The following is a 22,582-nucleotide window of genomic DNA, read 5'->3' as shown; positions in this document are numbered from 1 at the left end:
TCGGCCGCCACCGCGTGCATCACCCCGCGTGCGGCGCCTGCAGCCCGGCTTGCGCGGCGCCGACCATCTGCCGCATGTCGAAGCCCGACGGGTGCTGGTACACGCGCAGCCCGAACTCCGGCAGCACCGCGATCAGGTGATCGAACAGGTCGGACTGGATGGCCTCGTAGTCGACCCACGTCGTCGTGTCGGTGAAGCAGTACAGTTCGAGCGGAATGCCTTCGGCCGTGAGCGGCAGTTGCCGCGCCATGCAGGTCATGTCGCGGCGGATGCGCGGATGGCCCTTCAGGTAGTTCGCGACATACGCGCGGAACGTGCCGAGGTTCGTCAGCTGGCGGCGGTTCGCCGGGCAGTCGCCGGCCGCGCCGAGCGTGCCGTTCCATTGCTCGATCGCGTCGACCTTGTCCTCGAGATAGTCCTTCAGCAGCGTCAGGCGTTCGAGCCGTTCGATCTCGTCGTGGGAGAGAAAACGCACGCTCGTCGCGTCGACGAACAGCGCGCGCTTGATACGGCGCCCGCCCGCTTCGGTCATTCCGCGCCAGTTCTGGTAGCTCTCGGTGATCAGCTTCCACGTCGGCACGGTGATGATCGTGTGATCGAAGTTCGCGACCTTGACGGTGTTCAGCGTGATGTCGATCACGGTGCCGTCCGCGCCGGCCGACGGCATCGTGATCCAGTCGCCGATCCGCAGCATGTCGTTCGACGACAGCTGCACGCCCGCGACCAGGCCGAGCAGCGTGTCCTTGAAGATCAGCATCAGCACCGCGGACATCGCACCGATGCCCGACAGCAGCAGGCCGATCTGCTTGCCGGTCGCGTCGCCGATCACGACCAGCGCGGCCGTGATGAACATCACGAGCTTGACGAGCTGCATCGCGCCTTTCAGCGACAGGTGCGGCTGGCCGCGCTGATCGCGCTGGTACGTGCGATGCGTGTGTTCGAGCGCCGACAGCGTCGCGCTGACGGTCATCGTCACGAGGAACACGATCAGCGCGAACAGCACCTTGTCGGCGACCTCCGCGGCCGTCTCGGGGATGCCGGGCACCGCGCCGAGCCCGAACTTGATCACGACGAACGGGACGATGCGGTTCAGCCACTTGAATGCGCCGAACTCGAACAGCGCGTCGTCGACGCGCGTGGCGGACAGCCGGGCGAGCCGCGCGACCACGCGGAACAGCAGGAAATGGACGACGGCGGTGATCGCACCGGCGGCGGCGAGCAGGATGAGGGTGCCGACGAGCGGCGCAAACCAGGATTCGTTCAGGGTCATAGGGGCAAACAGGGGCCTTCTCGTGCGTTGAATCGGCGCCGCGGCGCGGCGCGCGCCCGGTGAAGGGCACATGAAAGGGACCGTGATTGTGCCATCGGGTTCCGGGCGCGTTACTGCGAGTGCATGGTGCGTGGCTCCCGAATCTCCTCACCATTGCGTAGGTTTCCTCTGTAATCGGGTGAGGGCGGGTGGTGAAAGCGCATCACCGCGAGCCGCCGCGCGCGCATGTCGCCGGATGCGTTGCGCACCGGGCCGGGGATCGGCTGCAGCCCGCTCCAGCGGGCCTTCGCGCGTCGATGCGCGTGAAGGGCGATCCATGCAATCATGCGGGCGTCGCCCGTGCCGGCGCGTGTGACGCTCGCTTTCGCGTGCGGCTCATCGCCGACGGTGAGCGACACGTGCCACCTTCGCGCACTTGCCATGGGACGCCTGCCCGGGGCACGATGCACGAACGACTTCGCGAACCACGCCACCCCGTATTCACGCATTCCACGCATGCAAAATTCCAACGAAAGCCGCCCGTCGGGCGTGCGGCTGCTGAAAGGCATCCTCCCGATCCGCCGTGGCGGGGCGATCCGCGACGTGTTCGCGGGTATTTCGCTCGCGTCGATGGACATCCCGCAGGTGCTCGGCTATGCGCGCATCGCCGGCATGCCGGCCGTCACGGGCCTCTACACGGTGTTCCTGCCGCTCGTCGCGTTCGCGTGCTTCGGTGCGTCGCGGCATCTGGTGGTGGCCGCCGATTCCGCGACCGCGACGATCTTCGCGAGCCGGCTGTCGTCGATGGCGCCGGCCGGCAGCGCCGAGTACGTGGCGCTGGCCGGCATGGTCGCGCTGCTGACCGCCGCGATGCTGCTGCTTGCACGCCTCTTCAAACTCGGCTTTCTCGCCGATTTCCTGTCGCGCACGGTGCTGGTCGGCTTTCTCGCCGGCGTCGGCGTGCAGGTGTCGATCGCGATGCTCGGCGACATGCTCGGGCTGGCCGTGCCGTACCCGGCGTCGCGCAGCCTGGCGCAGCTCGACTACGTCGTCACGCATCTCGTCCACACGAACCGGCCGACGTTCGCGCTCGCGGCGCTCGTCGTCGTCGCGATTCTCGCGTGCAAGCGGTTCCTGCCGCGCGTGCCGATGCCGATGATCGTGGTCGTGGGCAGCATCGCCGCAAGCTACGCGTTCGGGTTCGCCGCGCACGGCATCGCGGTGCTCGGGCCGGTCGCCGGCGGGCTGCCGCCGTTGCGCTGGCCGTCCGTCACGTGGCAGCAGTGCCTCGATCTCGTGCCGGTCGCGGCTTCGTGCTTCGTGATGATCATCGCGCAGAGTGCGGCCGCCGCACGCGTGTTCGCGCAGCAGTATGACGAGGAGGTCGACACCAACGCCGACATCCTCGGCCTCGCGGCCGCGAATGCGGCGGCGGCGGTGGGCGGCGCGTTCGTCGTCAACGGCAGCCCGACGCAGACGGCGATGGCCGACGGCGCGGGCGTGCGCAGCCAGATCGGGCACCTCGCATTCGCGGCCGTGGTGGCGGTGGTCCTGCTGTTCTTCAGCACCTATCTGCAGTACCTGCCGCATGCGGTGCTGGCCGGCATCGTGTTCACGATCGCGCTCGGGCTGATCAACGTGCGCAGTCTCGCCGCGATCCGCAAGGAAAGCCCCGGCGAGTTCACGCTCGCGCTGGTGACGGCACTGGCCGTCGTGACGGTCGGCGTCGAGCACGGCATCCTGCTGGCCGTCGCGCTGTCGCTGATGCGGCACGTGCGCCACAGCTACCAGCCGCACACGATGGTGCTCGAACCGGTCGACGGCAACGGGCGGTGGCAGCCGGTGCCCACGCGGCGCGGCGCGATGACGGCGCCGGGGCTGATCGTCTACCGGTTCGGCTCCGACCTGTTCTTCGCGAACGATCATCTGTTCACCGCCGAAGTGACCGAGCTCGTCGAGGCGGCGCCGGTGCCGACGCGCTGGTTCGTCGTCGATGCGGGCGCGATCACCGATATCGACTACTCGGCCGCGCGGACGCTGACCGACCTCGTCAGGATGCTGCAGACACGCGGGATCGGTGTGCTGTTCGGGCGTGTCAATCGCTACCTGCGCGCGGACATGGATCGTCACCGGATCACGGAGATCGTCGGCGCGTCGTGCATCTTCCCGACACTGCACCAGGCACTGGAGGCCGCCGGCACGACGCCGGCGCGGCAGGAACCGGGCATCGTGTAGCGGGAGCGGGCGCTAGGCCGCCGCCCGCAAGCGCGCGAAGCCGTTGCGCAGGTGGCGTCGATCGTGCCGATGTGGCTGCCATGGCGACGCCGCGCGCGGGGCACAGCGCAGCGTGATGGAGCGCCCGCAGTCAGCGCGAACCGGCGCGCGCGGCGCCGGCAGGTTTCCCGCCCGCACCGGCCGACCACAACGGCAGTCGCAGCGTCGTGACGAAGCTCGCCGCGTGCAGCATGCAAAGCAGGCCGAACGCCCACGCATACGCGTTCGCCTGCGTGCCGCCGCTCGCCACCGATTCGGCCTGCAGCCGCCACGCGAGGAACAGCGAGCAGATCGTCGTGAACGTCGGGCCACCGAGACGCTGCACGATATTGAGCGAGGTCGTCGCCATCGGCAGGTTGCGGCGCTCGACCGACGCATACGCGGCGGAAATCGACGGCGCGCCGATCGCGCTCTGGCCCATGCCGCGCAGGAACAGCGCGGGCACGAGCAGGACCGGATCGTAGCCGCTCAGCGCGAGAAACACCAACGGCAGCGTCGCGAACAGCGCGAGCAGGGCGCCTGCGGCGGCCAGCCGGCGCACGCCGAACCGGCTCGTGAGCGCGCCCATCGACGGGTAGGTGACCAGCATGCCGAGCCCCATCGGCGCGAGCAGCCAGCCCATTTCGCCGGGCGTGCGGCCGCAGGCCTGGATCAGGAACACCGGAATCAGCATCTGGCCCGCGAACAGCGCGCCGTTCGACAGGAACTGCGTCGACGCGGCCGCGCCGAACACCTTCCGGCGAAACAGCGCCAGGTCGATCAGCGCGTGGTCGCCCTTGCGCGTTTCGACCCGCAGGAACGCCGCGAGCAACAGCGCGGCCGCGACGATCGCCGCGATGCCGAGCGCTTCGTTGATTCGCTCGATCCCGTACAGGAACAGCACGAGCGCCGGCGACAGCAGCGCGAGGCCAACCCAGTCGAGTTCACGCGGCTGCGTGTCGTCGCGGTCGCCGGGCAGGAACCGCACGGCCAGCGCGAGCGCCAGCACGCCGACGGGCAGGTTCACGAGAAACAGCCAGCGCCACGACGTGTGCTGCAGGATCGCGCCGGCGACGACCGGGCCGAGGATCGGCGCGAGCAGCACCGGCACGGCCGCGTAGCCGATCACGCGCGCCATCTGCTGGCCGGCGACGCGCGCGATCATCATCTGCGCCATCGGCGCGAGCAGCCCGCCGCTCACGCCTTGCAGCACGCGGAAGGCGATCAGCGACGGCGCGGACCACGCGAGCCCGCACAGCGCCGACGTGAGCGTGAACGCCGAGAAGCACCACAAATACAGCGCCTTCGCGCCAATCCGGTCGACGAGCCAGCCGTTCAGCGGCAGCACCAGCGTGAGCGCGAGCAGGTAGCCGCTCGTCACCCACTGGATCGTCGAAAGGTTCGCGTGCAGGTCGGTCGCGAGACTCGACAGCGACACGTTGACGATCGTCGCGTCGAGTTGCGACAGCAACGAGCCCAGCACCGCGACCGCGCTGACCTTCCAGATCGACGGATCGAGCCGGCCGGCCGCGTGGTCCCGCGCCGGCCGAGTGCGTGGATCGCTCACGCGCCGCGCCGGTCGAGCAGCGCGACGATGTCCTGCGTCGTGCCCGTCTCGCCGAGGCGCGGGAACAGGCGCTCGATGCTGTTCACATGCGCATCCGCATTGAGGTCGGTCATCGCATCGACGGCGAGCGTGACGTTGTAGCCGAGTTCATGCGCCTGCCGTGCGGTCGACTCGACGCCGATGCTCGTCGCGACGCCGGTCAGCACGATCTGCGTGACGCCGGCCGCTTTCAGGTGCGCGTCGAGATCGGTGTCGGTGAAGGCGCCCCAGGTCTTTTTCGTCACGAGGTGGTCGCCCGGTTGCCGGTTCAGTTCGGGCACGAGTTCGGCCCAGTCAGCCGGGAGCTGTGCCGTGCGCGGCGGTTGCTCGGTGCGACCCGGTGCGCCGCCCGCGACGTTGACGAGCACGACCGGCAGGCCGCGGCTGCGGAATGCGTCGAGTAGTTCACGGGCGTGCGCGATCACCGGTTCGACCGGGTGCGCGGTGGGGAGGGCGACGATGCCTTTCTGCAGGTCGATGACGACGAGGGCCGTGTTCGTGTCGAGACGGGTTGCGCTCATGATGGGACTCCGTGAAAGGGGCGAAGGAAGCCGTGCGCGCGAATGCCGTGGGGCGCGCCGGCCGGATTCATTGCTCGCCGATGCGGCGGATCAGCGGGATCGCGGCGGCGAGCGTGGCGATGTCTTCGGGATCGAGTTGCGCGATCGCGGCGCCGAGCCACTTGTGCTTCGCGGCGTTGCGCTTGAGCCGCGCGTCGAGGCCGGCCGCGGTCAGCCGGAACAGGATCTGGCGGCCGTCGGTCGGATGCGGTTCGCGTTCGACGAGGCCATCTTCCTCGAGGCTGGCAAGCGTCGCCTTCATCGACTGCGGCTTCATCGCTTCGGCGCGCGCGAGGTCGGCGGTCGTCATCGGCCCGTGCCGTTCGAGTCGCGCGAGCGCGCTCGTCTGGGACATGCCGAGCCCGCCGGATTCGATCTCGGAGCGGAGCCGGCGGATCAACTGGCCGACCGCGAGGGTCAGATCGGCGGCGACGATATCGGCGGAAACGCCGGATTTGCGTGGCGGGTTCATGCGGCGGATCATAGGACACGACAGTTAAACTTGCAAGTTTAACTGTCGAATTGATCGCCGGATCGCGGTGCAGCCGGGCGGGTGGTTACGCGCCGGGGAGTGGGACCGGTACGACTTCGCTGTATCGCGGGGTCGCGCTTTCGTGCAGCAGGTCGCCGAGGTATTGCGCCAGTTCGTCGGCGGCAAGCTCGGACGGAATGTGCAGGTTTGCCGGGCGCCGCTTGCCCTCGGCGCCGAGAGCGAACACGATCCAGCGGTCGTTCTTGCGGACGACGGCGAGTAGCCGGCCAAATGCGTTGAAGCGGTATTCGTCCTGCATGGCGTCGCTCCGTGACGGTGAACGCGCCGGCCGCCCGTGCGCGCTTACTGGATCGAGCAGGACAGCCAGCGGTGGATCTTGATGGCATCGCTCGAGACGCCCGCGCGCGTTGGCGCACCGAGCAGCACGACCGTTTCGCGGCGGCCCTTCACCCGCATGCGCATCACGACGCCGTGGCCCGACTCGTTGATGAAGCCGGTCTTCTGCAGCCGGATCGGCAGGCGGCGGTAGCGGACGAGCGGGTCGGAATTCACATACAGCAGCTCGCCGTCGCCCGGGCGCACGGTGGTCGACGTATCCGTCGAGAAATAGCGGATCAGCGGATCCTGCGCGGCCGCGCCGACGAGCTTCGCGAGATCCTCCGCCGTCGACACGTTGTGCGGCGACAGGCCGGTGGGCTCGCGGAAGTGCGTATGGCGCATGCCGAGCCGACGCGCTTCGCGGTTCATTGCCTTGACGAACGCGGCGCGTCCGCCCGGATAGTCGCGGCTCAGCGCGGCGGCCGCGCGGTTTTCCGACGACATCAGCGCGATATGGAACATCTCGCGGCGCGACAGTTCCGAGCCGACCTGCAGGCGCGATCCGGTGAACTTGATCGTGTCGCGGTCGTGCGCGGTGACGCGCAGCACGCCGTTCAGCGGCCGGTCGGCGTCGCGCGCGACGACGGCCGTCATCAGCTTCGAGATCGACGCGATCGGCCGCACGGTGCGTGCGTTGCGGGCCAGCAGCGGCGTGCCGGAGTCGACGTCTAGCACGTAGGCGGCGCGTGAATGGAGCGAGTTGACTGCGCGTGGGGTATAGCCGCAGCTCGCCATCAGGCGCGGCTTGGCGGCCGGGCGTGGGCGCACCGCATTCGAACGTTTCGCGCGGCGCTGCTGCGGGGCCGGTGCCGCCTGGCGCTTGACTGCCTGGTGCTTCACGCGCGGGCGGCGGTGCTTGACGGCCTTCTGCTTACGCTGCGCGGGCTTTTTCCTGACGGCTTTCTTGACGACCTTTTTCGCATGCGGCTGCACATGCGCGACGCGCTGCGGCGTGTGACGTTGTGCGGACGACGCGTTCGTCGAGAAGGCGAACATCAGCATCGACAGGGCGACGAGCAGGGTGGTCCGGGCGAGAGGCAGGCGCGCGATGAGGCCGGTCAAGCGAAAGTCTCCTTGTCACGCGTGGCGAGGCGGCGTGAAATGCGTGGGCGGTCAGCGGGATGCGGAAAATTATACGGTCGATCGCGGAGCGATGACGATTGAAGGCGGGAAAAGATGCGCGATTCGGTGAAATTGGGCGACGCTGATCGGTGATTCGAGGAGGGCGCAGCGGCCTGCGCGCTTGCGGTCGCGCGATATATGACGCGATACGCGGCGCGATCGTGGATCGATAGCGCCGATGCTCAACGCGGCCAGTTGCGCCGCGACACCACCGCGAAGCTGATCGCGATCGAACCCGTCACGGGGCGCGGCGGTGCGTCGTTCATCGCGCTCATCGCGTCCACCGCATCGCCGAAACGAAAGCGGCGGCCGCGGCCGTCGGCGCGTTCGGCACGACGCTTCGGAGCGCGCGGATCAGCCGTTGCGGCGCGCTCATCGAGGGCGGCCGGTGCGCACGACGTGTCGTCGGGCGGACATTCACAGATGAGATCTACAGACATGACGGTCGATTCCTGAAAGGGCATGTCCGTATTGAACGCCATCGCATTCGATCGGTAAAATGAATGTTTCGATCGTTACGATTCCTTTTAAGAATGGAATTGAAACTGCTGCGAACCTTCCTGACGGTCACTGAGCTGTGCCATTTCAGCCGCGCGGCCGATGCGCTGCACATGAGCCAGCCGGCACTGAGCAAGCAGATCGGCGCGCTCGAGGCGAGCCTCGGCGGCAAGCTGTTCGAGCGCGGCCGGCACGGCGCTGAGCTCACTGCGTTCGGCGAGCGTTTCCTGCCGGATGCGCAGGCGCTGGTGCGCGATGCGGACGAGATTCTCGTGCGCGCGCGTGAGCTGTCGAGCGGGCAGCGCGGTCATTTGCGGCTGGGCATCTGCCTGTCGGTGCTGACGCTCGTCCCGAAGCTCGTCGCGGAATTTCGCAGCCGGAATCCCGGCATTGCCGTGACGTTGAGCGACCTGTCGTCCGCGGAGCAGACGCGCCGGTTGCGCGCGGGCAAGCTCGATGCGGGATTCCTGCGCCTGCCGTCGGACGAAGGTTTGTCGTCGTTCAAGGTGATCGACGAGGCGCTGGCGCTGGCGGTGCCGCCGCATCTCGGCCTGAAGCGCGTGCCGGCCGATCTCGGCACGCTCAACGAGATCGGCTTCATCGCATTGCAGCGCGCACGCGGCCAAGGGTTGGCCGCGCAGGTCGACCGGTGGTGCGTCGAGCGCCGCTTCGTGCCGCACGTGACGCAGCAGGCCGAAGACGTGCAGTCGGTGCTCGCGTCGGTCGCGGCCGGCGCGGGCGTCGCGTTCATTCCGTCGCGTGCGCAATATCTGCTGCGCGACGCGACGGTATTGCCGCTCGACGGCAAGGATGCGAAGTGGCGCGTCGGGCTCGCATGGCTGTCGGATCGTGACGATCCCGTCACCACACGCTTCGTGTCGTTCATGCGTGCCGCGATCAAGAATGCATGACGGACGAAGCGGTATAGTGTCCTCAGCCGGCAGCGGTCGCCCGATCGCCAGCCCCAGTCTCGCTCACCAACCACCACCCATGACTTCAGAATCCGACGACGCCCCGCTCGATCCCGCACTCGTCGCGACGCTCGCGACACTGAACGACGCCGCGGGCGATCCGGCCGGCAAGGCCTGGTCGCTGCCGAAGATCGCGAAACGCACGCAACTGCCGATGAGCACGCTGCGCCGCGTGCTCACGCAGCTCGACGCCGTAGGCCTGAGCGCGACGACGCTGAACGAGGACGGTACCGGCAGCGCCGCGCTGACCGACGAAGGGCGCGCGGTGTGCGCGCAACTGTTCGGCGCGAACGACGCGCAATGAAAAACGGGCCGCTGGAAGCGGCCCGTCGTCTTGCGGTTCGACGCGCGGCGTCGATGCGTTACCACCGCACCGTCACGCCGCCCATCACTGAATGATCGTAGGTCTGGTCGTTCAGCCCGCGCCGGTAGCCGAGGTCGAGATCGAGCCACGGCTTCGGCGAATAGATCGCGCCCGCGATCACGAAAGCGGGATTCGCGCCGGCACCGCTTTCCGTGTGGCGCGACGTGCCGATGTCGGCCACGATCTGCAACGTGTCGGTCGCCTTGTAGATCGCCGCGCCGGACACGGCCCAGATCGACGTCAGGTCGCCCTGGCGATTCGGCTGGTACGTCATGCCCGCATTCGCGAGGAACGAAAACCGCGCGACGTCGAGCTGCGCGAGCAGCGTTGCGCCGGCGCCCACGCGGCCGGTGCCGAGGCCGCGCCGGTCGTTGCCGGTCGGCGCGGTCAGTTTCGGCTTCAGCGCGATCGACAGCGGGCCGCGCTCGACGAACCGCCATTTCATGCCGATCTCGACATCGCCGATTCCGGCGCCGTTTTCATCGGTGCGTGTTTGCAGATGCGTGTACGGCGCGTTCACGTAGAGATCGACGTGTTCGCCGAACCCGCGCGTGAGCGTCGCGTTCCACAGCTGGTGGCGGCCGTTTTCTTCCTGTTTCGAGGTTTCCTCGGCGTTGAATTCGAACTGCCAGTTCGCGTTGCCCTGCGTGCCCGTGTCGTCGCTGACGAGCGGATGGGTGGCGAGCGCATCGAACGGCGCGAGGAAGGCGCTCGCGGCTGCGAGCGGAAGCATTCTTTTCATCGTGTCACCCGAGATGCGTGGCGTGCCTGCCGGCTTGCGCCCAGGGAGGCGCAGGCCGGCAGGTCGTCAAGCGAAGACGTTCAGAACCACTGCTTGTAGCGGCGCACGTAGATCGTCTTGACGATCTGCGCGAGCAGGATGTAGCCGACCATCGTCGCGGCGAGCCACAGCCAGAAGGTGCCCGGCAGGTGCATGAAGCCGAGGGATTCGGCGAACGGCGAGAACGGCAGCCAGCAGCCGATCGCGATCGCGGTGAACGTCGACAGCAGCACCGGCAGCGCGGCCGTGCTCTGCAGGAACGGGATCTTCTGCGTGCGCAGCAGGTGCACGACGAGCGTCTGCGAGACCAGGCTCTCGATGAACCAGCCCGAGTTCATCACGATCTGGCCGCCGGTGCCGCCGTTCAGGTGATACATCGCACCCGCGCCGAACACCGTCCACATCAGGATGTACGTCGTGATGTCGAACACCGACGACGTCGGCCCGACCCACAGCATGAAGCGGCTGATGTTGCCGGCTTCCCACTTGCGCGGCTTCTTCAGGAACTCGGGATCCATCTTGTCCCACGGCAGCAGCATCTGCGACGTGTCGTAGATCAGGTTCAGCACGAGCAGCTGCGTCGCGAGCATCGGCTCCCACGGCAGGAACGCGCTGGCGACGAGCACCGAGAACACGTTGCCGAAGTTCGAGCTGGCGGTCATGTTCAGGTACTTCAGGATGTTGCCGAACGTCTCGCGGCCCTTGATCACGCCTTCCTCGAGCACCATCAGGCTCTTTTCGAGCAGGATGATGTCCGCGGTTTCCTTCGCGATGTCGGCGCCGCTGTCGACCGAGATGCCGACGTCGGCGTCGCGCAGCGCGGGCGCATCGTTGATGCCGTCGCCGAGGAAGCCGACCGTGTGGCCGTTCGCCTGCAGCGCCTTGACGATGCGCGCCTTCTGCAGCGGCGTGAGCTTCGCGAACACGGTCGTGCGTTCGACGACTTCCGCGAGCGTCGCGTCGTCGAGCGCTTCGATTTCCGTGCCGAGGATCGGCTTGCCGGGCTCGAGGCCGACCTGGCGGCACACCTTCATCGTGACGACCGGGTTGTCGCCCGTCAGCACCTTCACCGCGACGCCGTTTTCGCGCAGCGCGGCGAGCGCCGGCGCGGCCGATTCCTTCGGCGGATCGAGGAAGGTCAGGAAGCCGCGCACGACGAGGTCGTGTTCGTCGGCGGTGCGGTACTGCTGGCGCTCGTCGCCGCGCGGGATCGTGCGCGTGGCGAGCACGAGCACGCGGAAGCCGTCCTCGTTGTACGCGCTCGCCTGTTCGAGCAGCCGCTTGCGCGCGACGAAGTCGAGCGGGCGCACGCCGTCCTCGTCCTGCACGTGCGTGGAGACGGCCAGCATTTCCTCGACCGCACCCTTGCAGATCAGCAGGTGCGTGCCGTGCCTGTCCTCGACGACGACCGACAGGCGGCGCCGCACGAAGTCGAACGGCAGTTCGTCGATCTTCTTGTAGCCCTGCGGCTTCACGCGCTCGCCGATCTCGTCGGCACGCGCGACGACCGCGATGTCGATCAGGTTCTTCTGGCCGCTCTGGTGGAAGCTGTTCAGCCAGCCGAGCCGCAGGATCTCCTCGTCCTTGTAGCCCGACAGGTCGAGGTGATGTTCGAGGATGATCTTGTCCTGCGTGAGTGTGCCGGTCTTGTCGGTGCACAGCACGTCCATCGCGCCGAAGTTCTGCACCGAGTTCAGCCGCTTGACGACGACCTTGCGGCGCGCCATCGCCACCGCGCCGCGCGCGAGGTTCGCGCTGACGATCATCGGCAGCATTTCGGGCGTGAGGCCCACGGCCACCGCGAGGGCGAACGTGAGCGCGCTCAGCCAGTCGCCCTTGGTCAACCCGTTGATCATGAACACGATCGGCACCATCACGAACATGAACTTGATCAGCAGCCAGCTCACGCTCGCGACGCCGCGGTCGAAGCTCGTCTCGATGCGCTTGTGGCTCACGACGTTGCGCGCGAGCGAGCCGAAATAGGTGTCCTCGCCGGTCGCGACGACGACGGCCGTCGCCGTGCCGCTGACGACGTTGGTGCCCATGAAGCAGACGTTCTCGAGATCGAGCAGCGATGCCGACGTATCGGTCGCGGAGTCGGCCGCGCGCGTGCCGGCGGATTTGCCGGCGACCGCGCCGAGCGTGTCGTACTTCTCGACGGGCAGCGCCTCGCCGGTCAGCACGGCCTGGCTGATGAACAGGTCGCGCGACGCGAGCAGGCGCACGTCCGCCGGGATCATGTCGCCGGCCGACAGGTGCACGATGTCGCCGGCCACGACTTCGCGCATCGGCACCTCGCGGCGTGTCGGCTCGGACGTGTCGGTTATGGCACGCTGCACGGTGGCCGTCGTGCGGACCATCGCCTTCAGCTTCTCGGCCGCGCGCAGCGAACGGAATTCCTGCACGAAGCGCAGCAGCGCGCTGATCGTGACCATCGTCAGCAGGATCGTCATGCCCACGTAGTCGCGATCGTCGGGCGCCGCGAAGTAGACGTCGGTGAAGAAGCTGATGGCGGCGAGTACCAGCAGCACGTAGACGAACGGGTTGTGGAACGAGAGCAGCAGCTGGCGGGTCCAGTGCGGCGGCTTGTCGTGCGCGATTTCGTTCGGGCCGTAGTGCTGCAGGCGGTCGGCGGCCTGGTCGTAGGTGAGGCCGCGCGTACTGGTGTTCAGCGACTTCAGCGTCTCTTCGAGCGGACGGGCCGCTTCCTGCGCGGCGCGCATGATGCGCGGGTCGTTCTGCTGGGCGCCGCCGGCCTTGATGAAGCCGCGCTGTTTCTTTTGCGATGTGTTGTGTCGTGTTGTCATGAGTCGCTCCTAGCGCACGAGGCGGCGGGCGGGGAGCGACCGTGACGTTATCGACGCACGAGCGCTCCCCGCCGCGTCGCGTCAGGCGCGATCGGCTGTGGATCGGGGAAGGCGGGAACGCTCGCCGGCGCGTGCGGTGCGGCCGGAGGGGCGATGCGCGGCGTCGCACCGGCGAGCGGTAATCGACTACTGTCGTCTGAGTTCATCTGCACTCCTGTCGGTTGTGGATAATCGGCACGGGCGATCGACAGCGACGCACGCACGAAGGCGCGCGGCCGGACGGCACGCGAACGGAAAACGCACGCAGCTGACGCTGCGCGCAACACGAACGCACGCGCGCGACGGCGCATCGCGTGCATTCGACAATAATGAAAATTCGGCGGGAGATCTGGCCAGTCAAGTCAGGCCGGAAGGACGCCGCATCCTGCTTCCCGGGATGCGGCAGAAGACGAGGCTCTGCGCGTTTTCCTCAGGCAGCAGTCGAGTTGGTCAAGCACCAACTACAACTCGCATCGGTGTTCACAGAACACTCCATGTAATTAGACGGGAGCGATGGTAATGGGTCGCTGTGCGAAGCGTCAACCCTTTTGTCAGTCGTTATTTCGAGAAACGTAATCGGGATGAGGGGTGCGCGGCGCGCCGTCGGATCGACGCCAATGAAACGGCCGCGCGCATGCGATATCGGCATGCGCGCGGCCGTGTCGAAGCAGGTGGCGTATTAGTGGGCCGATGCGACGGCGGCCCCTGCATCGAGGATGCCCGAGCCCGCCGGCATCGCGGTGCACGACGTGCCGGCCGCGAGCTTGGCCGTGCGCGTGCCGCCCTGCAGCTTCTGCTGGATCTGCGCGGGCGTGAGGTTGCCGTTCACCGACAACATCAGCGCGGCAACCCCCGTCACTTGCGGCGTGGCGAGGCTGGTGCCGTTCGCGAGGCCGTAGGTGTCCGAGCCCGGGGTCGTCGTGCCGGTATTCGACGTCGACAGGATGTTGACGCCCGGCGCGCTCAGCGAGACATCGGGGCCGAAGTTGCTGAACGACGCGCGGCGGCCGGTCGCGTCGGTGGCGCCGACGCTGATCACGCCGCGGCAGTTCGCGGGCTGGTCGAGCCCGGTCGACAGGCCGTCGTTGCCCGCGGCGACGATGACGGTCACGCCCTTCGCGGTCACGTCGTCGATGGCCTGCTGGAACGTCGAGCTGCACGCGCCGACCCCACCGAGGCTCAGGTTGATGACCTTTGCGGGGCGCGGGTTGTTCGGCACGCCGTTCACCGCGATGCCGGCGGCCCAGCGCATCCCGTCGGCGATGTCGCTCGTCGTGCCGCCGCACTTGCCGAGCACGCGCACCGGCAGGATCTGGCCGAGCCACGACACGCCGGCGATGCCGGTGCCGTTGTTGGCGGTCGCGCCGATCACGCCCATCACGCGCGTGCCGTGCCAGCTGCTGTCGCTCGGCTGGCTCGCGCAGTGATAGTACGGACCGTTTGCGTTGTCGAGTTCCTGCTGCGTGACCCAGTCGCCCGGGTCGGTCGCGTCAGGGCTGCGGGTCAGGCCGTTGTTGCTGGTGTTGACGTTGCTGATGAAGCTGTAGCCGGACAGGATGTTGCCGACGAGGTCGGCGTGCGGCCGGTAGCCCGTGTCGAGTACGGCCGTGACGACGGTCGGCGAACCCTTGGTCGCGTTCCACGCGGGCGGCAGGTTGATCCCTGCGGTCGGGTCGGACAGGTACCACTGCTGGCTGTAGAGCGGGTCGCTCGGCGTGTCGCGGATCTGCATCGGATGATCCGGTTCCGCGTAGTCGACGTCGGAATCGGCTGCGAATGCCTGCGCGAGCGCGGCTGCGTCGGTGGCGGCCATGCGCTGGCCGAGCGACAGCACGGTCGCGCCGTTCGAGATCGTCCGCTCGACCTGCACGTTCACCGGCGTTTGCCCGACCGTGCTTGCATACGCACGTGCGCTGCCGGCGATCGGCGCCGTCCAGCGCGTCAGCGAGCGCTGGATCACTGCGTCGAGCCGCGTCCCGTTGTCGATGGCGGCCATCGCACGCGTGGCCGTCAGCGTCTTCAGCTTGACGATCAGGTGATCGATCGGCGGTTCGGTCGGCGCGGTCTGTGCGGCCATCTGCACGGCGGCCTGCTGCGTCGTGCACGCATTGCTGCCGGACGACGTGGGCGGGTTCGTGGGATTGGACGGCGCGGGAGACGGCGTGGGGGCAGGGGCAGGGGCAGGGGCAGGCGCTGCGTTGGAAGAAGACGGGTTGCTGCCGTCGCCGCCGCCTCCGCCGCCGCAACCGGCGAGGGGCAGGAGGGCGGCGGCGGACAGCATGCCGGCGAGCATGCGCGCATGTGCGGAGCGCGCCAGCGCAAAATTGAAACGCGTGGTTCTCATGTTGAAACTCGATCCTCGTAGATGACCGTCGTGCCGGCGGTGGCGCTGGTCCGGCTGACCCGGACCTTGTCTTTTTTGTCTGACGGTTGCAGCCAGGTTGCTGCGACGCGCCATGCACTGGGTAACGGCCGACGCGGCGGCTTCTTGAGTGCGTTTCACGAGAAAAACCGGGGTGGGCGCAAACGATTACGTTGCTGCGTTGCAGCATGAACGCGTGTTTGGAACGCGTGGCACAAAAGGTGGGGCGAGTCCGTGTGCGGCCGGTCGGGCGACACGGGCGGCGCGGGCGCGTTTGCGCGGTACGGAAAACATCTTTCATGGCCCGGCCGCGGCGGAAGGTTGATGACGCTTTCCCTGATGCGACGCGAATTTTGTCGGGCGTACGATCGCGATTCGACCAACGTTTCGTCAGGAGAAAAGCATGGATCGCCGCTTACGCTGGCTGGCCGTCGCGCTGTCCTGTGCGCTGGCGGGCACCGCGCACGCGCAGGCCCTCACCGGCACGCTGAAGAAGATCAAGGACACGGGTGTCGTGTCGCTGGGCATTCGCGAATCGTCGGTGCCGTTCTCGTATTCGGACAACCAGCAGAAGAACATCGGCTATTCGCGGGACATCGCGTCGCGCATCATCGATCAGTTGAAGACGGAACTGAACGCGCCGAACCTCGCCGTGAAGGAAATCCCGATCACGTCGCAGAACCGGATTCCGCTGTTGCAGAACGGGACGATCGATTTCGAATGCGGATCGACGACCAACACGCTCGAACGGCAGAAGCAGGCTGCGTTCTCGAACAGCATCTTTCTGTATGGCATCCGCTTCAGCACGCGCAAGGATTCCGGCGTGAAGGACTTCGCGGACCTGGCCGGCAAGACGGTCGCGACGACGGCCGGCACGTCGGACGAGCGCCTGCTGCGCAAGCTCAACGAAGAGAAGGCGATGAACATGACGATCATCAGCGCGAAGGATCATGCCGAAGCGTTCATGAACGTCACGACCGGGCGCGCGGTGGCGTTCGTGATGGACGAGCCGCTGCTGTACGGCGAGATCGCGAAGGACCGCAACCCGGGCGCGTACACGGTGACGGGCACGCCGCTCGTCCACGAGAACTACGCGTGCATGATGCGCAGGGACGATCCGGCGTTCAAGCACGTGGTCGACGGCGTGATCGCGAAGATGCAGACGTCGGGCGCGGCCGAGAAGCTCTACAACCAGTGGTTCACGCAGCCGATTCCGCCCAAGGGCGTGAGCCTGAACTATCCGCTGTCGGCGGAGATGAAGCAGCTGTTCAGGAATCCAACGGATCAGGCGCAGTATTGATTCGGCCGTCGCAATGAAAAACCGCCGGCGTATGCTGGCGGTTCGAGCGCGCCGCGCCGAGCGCGGCGAAGCGTGTCAGGCCTTGATTTCCGCGCCGCGCGCGGCGGGGGCGGCAGGGGCGGCCGGCGTTGCCGGGGCCGTCGAACGCACCGACGGCTGCGCCGGCACGATGACGAGCACCGGCTCGGGCATGGCCCACGGCGCCATCGCGAAGCCGACGGGCTGCGGCACCGGCATCGCGAACGCATTGGCGAGCGCGATGTGCTGGAGCGCCATCATCTGCTGCTGCATCGCGACCATCTGCGCCTGAGCCGCCTGCATCCGGTACTGCGCGGCCTGCATTTGCCGCAACGCTGCCGCGGGCGGCAGGCCGCCCGACGACGACGTCTGCATCTCGAAGCTCGCGCCGCCTTGCGGGCTGTGCCAGCTCCACGTGCTGACCTTCATCGGGCCGACGGCCGTCTGGACGACGCGCGTTTCGGCTTTCACGGGCACGGCCTGCCCGTCGACGTTGACGAACATCGGTTGGGCGGCCGCCGCGCCGGCCTGCCCGGCCAGGGCGAACACGGGCACCAGCGCCAGCGCGCCCGCCGCCATATACGAACGGAATCGCATCTTCGTATCTCCATCAAACGAGACTGATCGAATCAACAATGACGTGCGGCTCACGGAGTGAGCCATTCGGGACAATGCAGCCGTCGGCTTAAATCAACATTAAAACCGCCGCCGGCCGGCCCGGTCAGCGCAGGTCAGGACGCTCCGCAATCGGCATTCAACCTCGCCCGTGCCAGGGGAATCCTGTCGCCCGATGCAACAACAGGCACAATACGGAATTCGCCGCGACACGCACGCGTGTTCGCCATTCGAACATCGCACGGCTGCGCCGCTGCTGTCCGACCTCCTTCCCCGTCGTCATGAACGCCACGCTCACCCCCGCGCGCGAGTCGAATTCGCCGCGTTTCCTGCTGTTCCTGATCTGCCTGTTCGCGTCCGCCGGCCAGCTCGCGATCGACATCTACGTGCCCGCGCTGCCCGACATGGCACGTTCGTTCGCCACCACGCCGCAGGCGATCCAGTCGAGCGTGTCCGGCTACATGGCGGCCTACGCGCTCGGCCAGCTGATTTTCGGGCCGGTCGCGGATGCCTACGGGCGCAAGCGTGTGCTCGCGTTCGGGCTCGTGATCTACACGATCGGCTGCCTGCTGTCGCTCGGCGCGCAGAACCTGGAGACGTTCGTGCTCGCGCGCTGCCTGCAGGGCTTCGGGATCGCGACCACCAACCTGCTCGCGAAGGCGATCATCACCGATTCGTTCGCCGGCCAGGCGCTGATGCACGCGTTTACGTACATGTCGATCGCGTGGGGGCTGGCACCGATCGTCGCACCGGTGATCGGCGCGCACCTGCAGGAATGGTTCGGCTGGCGCGCATGCCTCGTGTTCCTGCTCGTGTACTCGCTGGTGATGTGGGCGCTGCTGTGGCGTTACCGCGAAACCTTGCCGAAACCCGTGCATCTCGAGCCGCGCACGCTGATGACGAATGCGGGCAAGGTGCTGGCGAGCCCGGTGTTCCAGAGCTGCTTCCTCGCACAGGGGCTGTGCTACAGCATCCTGCTCGTGTTCAACATCGTCGGGCCGTTCATGGTGCAGACCACGCTGCACAAGCCGCCGACTTTCTTCGGCTATCTCGCGCTCGGGATCGGGTTGATGTATTTCCTCGGCGGCCTGTCGAACCGGATTCACCGGCCCGGGCTGCCGAGCGCCGAGCAACGGCTGCGCATCGGCGCGCGCGTGATGGCCGGCGCGTCGGTCGCGATGCTGGTGCTGGCGCTGACCGTCGGGTTGCGCGTCTGGACGCTCGCGACGCCGGTGCTCGTGATGGGTTTCTGCGCGGGCGCGATGTATCCGACGCTGATGGCCAAGGGCAATTCGCTGTTTCCGCATATCGCCGGCCTGACGAGCGCGATCCTCGGATGCGCGCTGCTGCTGGTGTCGTCCGCGATGATGGGGCTGGCCGGCTTCGTGTCGATTCACGTGATGACGCCGCTCGCGGTGTTCTTCGTCGTGCTGTCGTGCATCGTCGTGTGGATGGTCACCAAGCTGTTGCGATACCTGTCGCAGCAGCAGGCGCAGGCCGCGCCCGTCGCGTGCGGCCGCGAAGAGGCCGCGTAAGTGCCGCCTGTCGACCGGGCCGTGAGCCCGATCCTGCTGAACCGCGTCGCCCGTACCGACGCCGCTGACCTGCTCGCCGCCAACCGCGCGAGCCGGAGCCACCATCTCCCGTGGGTCGATTCGTTCACCGACCAGGCGGGATTCGACCAGTGGTTCGGCCGCTGCCTCACGGGGCCGAACGTCGGCCTCGTCGCACGCGAACGCACGTCCGGGGCGGTGGTCGGCGTGGTGAACCTCAACGAGATCGTCGGCGGCGTGTTCCAGAGCGCGTATCTCGGGTACTACGGGATGGTGGAATTCAGCCGTACAGGGCTGATGACCGAAGCCCTGCGCGCGGCGATCGGCGTCGCGTTCGGCGAACTCGGGCTGCATCGGCTCGAAGCGAACATCCAGCCCGGCAACCACGCGTCGATTGCGCTGGTTCGGCGGCTCGGTTTCACGAAAGAGGGTTTTTCGCCGCGCTATCTGCGCATCGGCGGCGAATGGCGCGACCACGAACGGTGGGCGCTGCTGGCCGACGGCAAGCCCCAAGCGCGCCCCTGACGCCCGATACCGGGCGATCTTCTTCCCGCCGCCGGCCGCCTACAGCGGATGCGCCGCGCCGGCCTGCGTCAGCAGCGATACGGCCGCCGGATCCGGCATCCCGTTCGAGTCGATTGCACCGGCTTTCGCGAGGGCGACGAGATCGCTGTCGACACCCGGTTGCCCCACCGTGAACGATGTGGTCAGGAACGCCGGCGTGGTGAGCGCCACCGAATAGCGCTGCTGCAGGTTCGTCACCACGGCCGATTGCGCGGCCTGTACGGTGTTCGCGCTGTTCATCGCCTGCTGATAGCGCGAATTCCCCTGGAAATTGCCGATCAAGGTGGCCGTGTTCGTACCGAGCTGGGCGGCGAGATAGACCAGCATCAGCTCGGTCTCGGGCGTCGTATTGAACGTGCCGCCCGCATACGCGAGCGAATGCAGGCTCGTGCCGCCGGACGTCACGGTGATCACGCACGGCAGCGCCGCATTGACCGTCACGCGGTAGTTGCCGCCGCCATCCGTCAGCGTCGTCGCCGACCCTGCCGCGCAACTGACTGTTACCTGCGCGCTGGCGAGCGCGCCGCCCGTCGCGGCCGTGCCGGACAGCGCGACCGTCTGCGTGTTGTTGTTGAAGCAGGCATCGACGCCGAAGCAGGCATCGCCGTTGCATGCCTGGAGCGTCGCGAGGGTGGCGAGGCAGAGGGTGCTCAGCGCGGGGCGGATGAAGCGCCTGGGGTGAATGTTCATGGTCGCGGGCCTTGACGAGAGTGGGGCAACCGGTCGGCGCCGAAAATGCGGCGCCGTTCCTATTCTAGGTCCCGAATCGGGGCGCTGCTTGGCCGTTGGGTCAGTTCGGCCCGCGCGCGGCCGCCTTCGCGAACGCGCCGCGCACCTCGAAGCGGATCGTATCGGCCACCTTGCCGTGCGCATCGACGAGTTCGAGGCGGTGCCGGCCCGGCCACGGCATCCACGCGATGCGATCGGCATGCCCGATCACCTTGTCGTCGAGCCGCCACGCGAACTTCGTCGCGCGTCCGGCCGAGCGCTCGAACCAGATCCGCTGGTTCTTCGGCGGAATGTCCGGATCGATCGCGAAGATCGTGCCGTCGGTCGGCGTGCCGATCGTCAGCGGCGCGCGCGCGCCGTCCTTGCCCGGCGTGACGGGGGCGGCGAGCCGGATCGTGTCGACCGCCGTTCCCGCGATGAACCACTCGTTGCGCGACGGTTCGATATCGCGTTCGAACGTGATGCGGCGCGTCTCGACGCCGGCCGGCGCGCGCGGCGCACGGCTCGGCTGGTCGCGGTGCAGGTAGCCGACGACGGCCGACCACACCGGCGACGCGCCCGTGACGCCCGACACGTCCCACATCGGCGAGCCGTCCGCATTGCCGACCCACACGCCGACCGTATAGCGCGACGTGAAGCCGACGGTCCAGTTGTCACGCATGTCCTTGCTGGTGCCGGTCTTGACCGCCGAGAAGAAGCGCGTCGCGAGCGGATTGTCGAAGCCGAACGTGCGCACGCGCGCGTTGTTGTCGGAGAGGATGTCGGTCACGACGAAGCTGGCCGCGTCGCTGAACACGCGCGTGCCGTCGGCTGCGCGGGCGGGTGACGCGGCCGATGCGCCGGCTGCACCGGACGCCGGCGCCGGCACGTCGATGACCTTGCGCGCGACGCCGCCGTTCGCAAGCGCGCGGTACGCGTTGGTCAGCGACAGCAGCGTGACGTCCGCACTGCCGAGCGCGAGGCTGAAGCCGTAGTAGTCGCCTTCCTGCGCGAGCGGCAGGCCGAGCGCGGTCAGCGTGCGCGCGAAGCGGTGCGGCGTGACGAGCACGAGCGTGCGCACGGCCGGCACGTTCAGCGAGCCGCCGAGCGCGCTGCGCACGCTTACCCAGCCCTTGAAATCCTTGTCGTAGTTCTGCGGAATGTACAGGCCGCCGCCGGCGGCGAGGTTGATCGGCGCATCGTCGAGCAGCGACGCGGCCGTCAGCCGTTTCTCGTCGATCGCCTGCGCATACAGGAACGGCTTGAGCGTCGAGCCGGCCTGGCGCGGCGCGAGCACGGCATCGACGTCGCGCGCGCCCGACAGCGCGCCGGACGAGCCGACCCACGCGCGAATCTCGCCGGTCGCGTTGTCGATCACGACGACTGCGCCGTCCTGCACGTTGCGCCGGTGCGCGGGTGCGTTGAGTTCGGTCAGCGCGCGCACCAGCGTGTCGCGCGCGAAGCGCTGCAGCGGCGCATCGAGGGTCGTGCGTATCTGCGCGCCGGCCGTTGGCCGGACCTCGGCCGCGATGCGTCGCGCGAAGTGCGGGGCGAGGGCGGCGCCGTCGTCGCGCGCGGCGCCGGCCGGGCGCGCGGTGACGAGCTGCACGTAGCCGTCGAGCGACGCGCAGGCCTGCTCGGCATGCATGTCGCGCAGGATCCGGCATGCACGCTCGGCGACTTTCGCGGAGGTTGCGTTGGGCGCGCGCACGAGCGCGGCCGCGATCGCGGCTTCGCGGGCGTCGAGGCCCGACGGCGCCTTGCCGAACAGCACCTGCGACAGCGCGGCAAGGCCGATCGTCTCGCCGCGGAACGGCACGAGGTTCAGGTATGCCTCGAGCACCTGGTCCTTGCGCCAGCCGCGTTCGAGCAGCAGCGCGTTGACCGCCTGCGACGCCTTCTGCGGCAGCGAGCGCTGGCCCGAGCGGCGCGGCGAATCGCTGAGCAGCCCGGCGAGCTGCATCGTGACGGTCGACGCGCCGCGCGTGCGCTCGTTCCACAGGTTGCCCCACGCGGCGCCGGCGATGCCGCGCCAGTCGACGCCGCTGTGCTCATAAAAGCGCTTGTCTTCGGACACGACGATCGCCTCGCGAAACGCGGGTGACACGTCGGCGAGCGACACCCAGTCGCCGCGCCGCTCGGTGAGGTCGACGCGCGTGCGCTGCAGCGGCGTGCCGTCGCGCGCGAGCAGCACCCAGTCGGAGCTGCGCCAGTTGCGGCGCACGTCGTCGTAGCTCGGCAGCGCATGCGCGACGAGCGGTGCGGCCAGCACGATGGCGACGAATACGCGGCCGGCGAAACGCGCCGGCCGCGGCAAACCCTGATCGATCATCGCTTGCTC

The 22,582-nt window shown here is 68.1% G+C and carries 20 protein-coding genes; 6 read left to right on the top strand and 14 right to left on the bottom strand.

The window, feature by feature from the left end; genetic code table 11:
- Positions 1–19 precede the first annotated feature (19 nt).
- Both CFB40_RS26515 and CFB40_RS26510 read right to left on the bottom strand, forming a co-directional pair.
- A complete protein-coding gene (locus CFB40_RS26515; protein WP_089427251.1) occupies positions 20–1,270 on the bottom strand; it encodes a mechanosensitive ion channel family protein in 1,251 nt (416 codons plus the stop codon).
- A 110-nt stretch (positions 1,271–1,380) separates the two neighbouring features.
- Entirely contained in the window at positions 1,381–1,668 is a 288-nt protein-coding gene (locus CFB40_RS26510; RefSeq protein ID WP_143329886.1) for a hypothetical protein, read from the bottom strand.
- A gap of 97 nt (positions 1,669–1,765) precedes the next feature.
- Here CFB40_RS26510 and CFB40_RS26505 point away from each other — a divergent pair, with 97 nt between their 5' ends.
- Positions 1,766–3,484: a SulP family inorganic anion transporter gene (locus tag CFB40_RS26505; RefSeq protein WP_089432855.1), complete on the top strand. Its 1,719-nt coding sequence runs from the start codon at positions 1,766–1,768 to the stop codon at positions 3,482–3,484.
- 130 nt (positions 3,485–3,614) lie between these two features.
- Here the strand turns inward: CFB40_RS26505 and CFB40_RS26500 are convergent, their stop codons facing one another.
- From CFB40_RS26500 to CFB40_RS26475, 6 genes are all read right to left on the bottom strand, one after another.
- The gene (locus tag CFB40_RS26500) at positions 3,615–5,069 is read right to left on the bottom strand and encodes a DHA2 family efflux MFS transporter permease subunit (protein ID WP_089432854.1); all 1,455 of its coding nucleotides are present in this window, start codon (positions 5,067–5,069) and stop codon (positions 3,615–3,617) included.
- On the bottom strand, positions 5,066–5,629 hold the full coding sequence (locus CFB40_RS26495; RefSeq protein WP_089432853.1) for an isochorismatase family protein: 564 nt from the start codon (positions 5,627–5,629) through the stop codon (positions 5,066–5,068). The genes CFB40_RS26500 and CFB40_RS26495 overlap by 4 nt, the downstream gene beginning before the upstream one ends.
- A 67-nt stretch (positions 5,630–5,696) precedes the next feature.
- The gene (locus CFB40_RS26490; RefSeq protein ID WP_089427256.1) at positions 5,697–6,152 is read right to left on the bottom strand and encodes a MarR family winged helix-turn-helix transcriptional regulator; all 456 of its coding nucleotides are present in this window, start codon (positions 6,150–6,152) and stop codon (positions 5,697–5,699) included.
- A 73-nt stretch (positions 6,153–6,225) separates the two neighbouring features.
- A complete protein-coding gene (locus CFB40_RS26485) occupies positions 6,226–6,459 on the bottom strand; it encodes a DUF7661 family protein (protein ID WP_089427257.1) in 234 nt (77 codons plus the stop codon).
- 44 nt (positions 6,460–6,503) lie between these two features.
- Positions 6,504–7,601, bottom strand: coding sequence for a serine hydrolase (locus tag CFB40_RS26480; RefSeq protein WP_089432852.1), 1,098 nt, complete (start codon positions 7,599–7,601; stop codon positions 6,504–6,506).
- Positions 7,602–7,843: 242 nt separating this feature from the next.
- Positions 7,844–8,143 carry a hypothetical protein gene (locus CFB40_RS26475; RefSeq protein WP_089432851.1) on the bottom strand — a complete coding sequence of 100 codons (300 nt, stop codon included), beginning with the start codon at positions 8,141–8,143 and terminating at the stop codon, positions 7,844–7,846.
- Between the two features lie 51 nt (positions 8,144–8,194).
- Between CFB40_RS26475 and CFB40_RS26470 the strand changes: the two genes are divergently transcribed.
- Positions 8,195–9,070, top strand: a complete 876-nt coding sequence (locus tag CFB40_RS26470) for a LysR family transcriptional regulator (protein ID WP_089432850.1) — start codon at positions 8,195–8,197, stop codon at positions 9,068–9,070.
- A 79-nt stretch (positions 9,071–9,149) separates the two neighbouring features.
- Positions 9,150–9,434 carry a transcriptional regulator gene (locus CFB40_RS26465; RefSeq protein ID WP_089432849.1) on the top strand — a complete coding sequence of 95 codons (285 nt, stop codon included), beginning with the start codon at positions 9,150–9,152 and terminating at the stop codon, positions 9,432–9,434.
- Between the two features lie 58 nt (positions 9,435–9,492).
- Here CFB40_RS26465 and CFB40_RS26460 read toward each other — a convergent pair whose 3' ends face one another.
- From CFB40_RS26460 to CFB40_RS26440, 3 genes are all read right to left on the bottom strand, one after another.
- The gene (locus CFB40_RS26460) at positions 9,493–10,236 is read right to left on the bottom strand and encodes a transporter (protein WP_089427262.1); all 744 of its coding nucleotides are present in this window, start codon (positions 10,234–10,236) and stop codon (positions 9,493–9,495) included.
- An 80-nt stretch (positions 10,237–10,316) separates the two neighbouring features.
- Positions 10,317–13,082 carry a magnesium-translocating P-type ATPase gene (gene mgtA / locus CFB40_RS26455; protein WP_089432848.1) on the bottom strand — a complete coding sequence of 922 codons (2,766 nt, stop codon included), beginning with the start codon at positions 13,080–13,082 and terminating at the stop codon, positions 10,317–10,319.
- Positions 13,083–13,800: 718 nt separating this feature from the next.
- Positions 13,801–15,465: a S8 family peptidase gene (locus tag CFB40_RS26440; RefSeq protein ID WP_089432847.1), complete on the bottom strand. Its 1,665-nt coding sequence runs from the start codon at positions 15,463–15,465 to the stop codon at positions 13,801–13,803.
- 421 nt (positions 15,466–15,886) lie between these two features.
- Here CFB40_RS26440 and CFB40_RS26435 point away from each other — a divergent pair, with 421 nt between their 5' ends.
- Positions 15,887–16,783 (top strand): glutamate/aspartate ABC transporter substrate-binding protein, encoded by an 897-nt coding sequence (locus tag CFB40_RS26435; protein ID WP_089427267.1) that lies wholly within the window; start codon positions 15,887–15,889, stop codon positions 16,781–16,783.
- 75 nt (positions 16,784–16,858) lie between these two features.
- On the opposite strand, the gene CFB40_RS26430 is transcribed toward CFB40_RS26435, so the two are convergent.
- Complete coding sequence (locus tag CFB40_RS26430; RefSeq protein ID WP_089427268.1) at positions 16,859–17,398, bottom strand: hypothetical protein; 540 nt, start codon at positions 17,396–17,398, stop codon at positions 16,859–16,861.
- A gap of 299 nt (positions 17,399–17,697) precedes the next feature.
- Between CFB40_RS26430 and CFB40_RS26425 the strand changes: the two genes are divergently transcribed.
- Positions 17,698–18,951, top strand: coding sequence for a multidrug effflux MFS transporter (locus tag CFB40_RS26425; RefSeq protein ID WP_089432846.1), 1,254 nt, complete (start codon positions 17,698–17,700; stop codon positions 18,949–18,951).
- A gap of 21 nt (positions 18,952–18,972) precedes the next feature.
- Positions 18,973–19,494 carry a GNAT family N-acetyltransferase gene (locus CFB40_RS26420; RefSeq protein ID WP_089433324.1) on the top strand — a complete coding sequence of 174 codons (522 nt, stop codon included), beginning with the start codon at positions 18,973–18,975 and terminating at the stop codon, positions 19,492–19,494.
- 39 nt (positions 19,495–19,533) lie between these two features.
- Here the strand turns inward: CFB40_RS26420 and CFB40_RS26415 are convergent, their stop codons facing one another.
- Positions 19,534–20,223, bottom strand: coding sequence for a hypothetical protein (locus tag CFB40_RS26415; RefSeq protein ID WP_089432845.1), 690 nt, complete (start codon positions 20,221–20,223; stop codon positions 19,534–19,536).
- Between the two features lie 100 nt (positions 20,224–20,323).
- Positions 20,324–22,573 carry a penicillin-binding protein 1C gene (gene pbpC / locus CFB40_RS26410; protein ID WP_089432844.1) on the bottom strand — a complete coding sequence of 750 codons (2,250 nt, stop codon included), beginning with the start codon at positions 22,571–22,573 and terminating at the stop codon, positions 20,324–20,326.
- Between the last annotated feature and the right edge of the window lie 9 nt (positions 22,574–22,582).

This window comes from Burkholderia sp. AU31652, assembly GCF_002223155.1.
Taxonomy (GTDB): domain Bacteria; phylum Pseudomonadota; class Gammaproteobacteria; order Burkholderiales; family Burkholderiaceae; genus Burkholderia.
This window is presented reverse-complemented; position numbering and strand designations above follow the sequence as displayed.